The 2526-nt window shown below is 66.4% G+C and carries 3 protein-coding genes; all 3 read right to left on the bottom strand.

All coding sequences use genetic code 11. The annotated features are described in order from the left end of the window. Window positions 1-1011: AMP-binding protein (locus QTI04_RS34105; protein WP_286619627.1), on the bottom strand; the 1011-nt coding region annotated here is incomplete at its 3' end. Window positions 1012-1034: 23 nt separating this feature from the next. Beyond that, window positions 1035-2027, bottom strand: coding sequence for a tripartite tricarboxylate transporter substrate binding protein (locus QTI04_RS34100; protein WP_286619626.1), 993 nt, complete (start codon window positions 2025-2027; stop codon window positions 1035-1037). A 47-nt stretch (window positions 2028-2074) separates the two neighbouring features. After that, window positions 2075-2407 (bottom strand): Rieske 2Fe-2S domain-containing protein, encoded by a 333-nt coding sequence (locus QTI04_RS34095; protein ID WP_286619625.1) that lies wholly within the window; start codon window positions 2405-2407, stop codon window positions 2075-2077. Window positions 2408-2526 lie beyond the last annotated feature (119 nt).

Genomic DNA, 2526 nt, shown 5'->3' with positions numbered 1-2526 from the left:
GGTGCCCAGTGGGCTCACCTCTGTCATGCCCCAGGCGTGCAGCACCTGCACGTCATGGCGTTCCTGGAAGGCGCGCATCATGGCCGGCGGGCAGGCCGAGCCGCCGATCACTGTGCGGCGCATGGTGCTGAACGCGAGGTCGTTGGACTCGACGTGCGCCAGCAGGCCTTGCCAGACGGTGGGTACGCCGGCCGACATCGTCACGCCCTCGGCCTCGAACAGCTCGTACAGGCTCTTGCCGTCCAGGAACGGACCGGGGTAGACGAGCTTGGCGCCGACTGCGCAACCGACATAGGGCAGGCCCCAGGCGTTGACATGGAACATCGGCACCACGGGCAGGATGGAGTCGCGCGCCGAGCAGTTGAGCGCATCGGGCAGCGCCGCGGCGTAGGTATGCAGCAATGTCGAGCGATGGCTGTACAGCACGCCCTTCGGGTTGCCGGTGGTGCCTGAGGTGTAGCACAGCGATGAGGCGCTGTTCTCGTCCAAGCTCGGCCATTCGAAGCGGTCGCTCGCGTCGGCCAGGAGTTCCTCGTAGCAGAGGAGGCCGGGTATTTTGGTTGAGGCCGGCATATGCGCGCGGTCGGTCATCGCGACGAAAGCCTTGATGGTCTTGACGCGGCCCGCGATCGCCTCGACCAGCGGCAGGAAGGTCAGGTCGAAGAACAGCACCTGGTCTTCGGCGTGATCGGCGATCCACACCACCTGGTCGGGGTGCAGGCGTGGATTGAGCGTGTGCAACACTGCACCGGAGCCCGAGACGCCGTAGTACAGCTCCATGTGGCGGTACCCGTTCCACGCCAACGTCGCGACCCGGTCACCGAATGTGATGCCGCGCTGCGCCAGCGCGTTGGCCACGCGGCGCGCCCGAGCGGCGAGCTCCCGGTAGGTGGTGCGATGGATGTCGCCTTCGACGCGGCGCGAGACGATTTCCTGTTCGCCGTGGTGGCGTTCGGCATGCGTCAGCAGGGAGGAGATCAGCAGCGGTTGCTGCATCATTTGTCCGTTCATGATGTGTGTTCCTTGGTTCGTGTTCATTCAGGCTGGAAGCCGATGGCCTTCAGGTTGGCAGCGTGCCTGTCGGACCCCGCACGCAGCGACTTCGACAATTCGTCGGGCGTCAGCGGCAGGCCGATGTCCTGGCCCTGCTCCCTGAAGCGCTCGATCACCTTCGGCTGCTGGAGCACCTTCAGCGTGGCCTCGCGAACCTTGGCTTGCACATCGGCCGGCACGTCGGGGGTGGTCCACAGGCCCATCCAGGCGACGTCGCCGATCTTCGGGTAGCCGAGTTCAGTGAAGGTAGGCACGTCGGGCAGCGCAGCCAGCCGCTTGGGCGCGCCGACCGCGAAGGCCTTCAGCTTGCCGGCCTTGATCAGCGGAACGGAAGTCGCCGGGCCGTCGAACATCAGCGCCACATGGCCGCCCATCACATCCTGGAGTGCGGGCGGCGAGCCCTTGTAGCCGACATGGGTCATGTCCAGGCCCGCCAGCTTGTTCAGCTCCTGCCCCATCGTGTGCGACATCGTGCCGCTGCTGTACGAGGCGTAGCTCACCTTGCCGGGATGGGCCTTCACGTAGGAGATGACTTCCTTCAGGTTCGATGCCGGCAGCGAGGGAGTGCCGACAAGCAGCAGGCCAGTGTTGGTGAGCTGGGCCAACGGCTTGACGTCCTTGAACATGTCGATGCGGGATTTCACGACATGCGGGACCTCGGTGACCAGGCCGTTGACGCCGACCATGAAGGTGTAGCCGTCGTGCGGCGATTGGATCAGGTCCTGGGTGCCGATGGCACCCATGCCACCCGCCTTGTTGTCAACGATCACCGGCTGGCCAAGCAGTGGCGTCAGTCCTTCGGCCAATGTGCGCGCGACGATGTCGGCGGTGCCGCCGGCTGGCGCGCCGACGACCAAACGGATCGGCTTGCTGGGCCAGGTCTGGGCCAGCGCGGTGGGTGCCATGGCCAGCAGGGAAGCGACCGTCAGGGCGCCGAGCATGGCGCGGCGCAGGGGTTTCGTGAGCTGTTGCATCTGTGTCTCCGGAAATTGAAATGTGGTGTTCGTGTCGTCGGGCTGGATCAGTTGATTGCGTCGCCGAGGTCGACCTCGACGCGGCCGGCATGTACCCGGACCGGGTACGTACGCACCGCGAGCCCGCCGCCTGCGCCGTGGATGCAGCCGCTTGGAAGATCGAAGCGCAGGCCGTGTGCGGGGCATCGGATCGTGGTGCCATCGAGCGCACCTCTGGCGAGCGACGCGCCGGCATGCGGGCAGCTGTCCGCGATCGCATGCACGGTGTCCTCGATGCGAAAGAGCGCAATCTCGTGGCCGTCGCGGCGGGCAAAGCAACGGCCGCGCTCGGTCAGCTCGTGCTCTGCGATCAGGTCGGTCCACGCTTGGGCGGTCGACATTGCTGGTTCCTCAGGCGGCCACGCGCATCGGTACGCCGCGCTGGCCCTGCGCGCGGTTCGGTGCGAATCCGATCCGCGCCAGCGTCTCTTCCGTGCTGCGGTAGGTCTCGCCGATCCGG

Source organism: Variovorax sp. J22R115 (assembly GCF_030317005.1).
Lineage (GTDB): Bacteria > Pseudomonadota > Gammaproteobacteria > Burkholderiales > Burkholderiaceae_C > Variovorax.
This window is presented reverse-complemented; position numbering and strand designations above follow the sequence as displayed.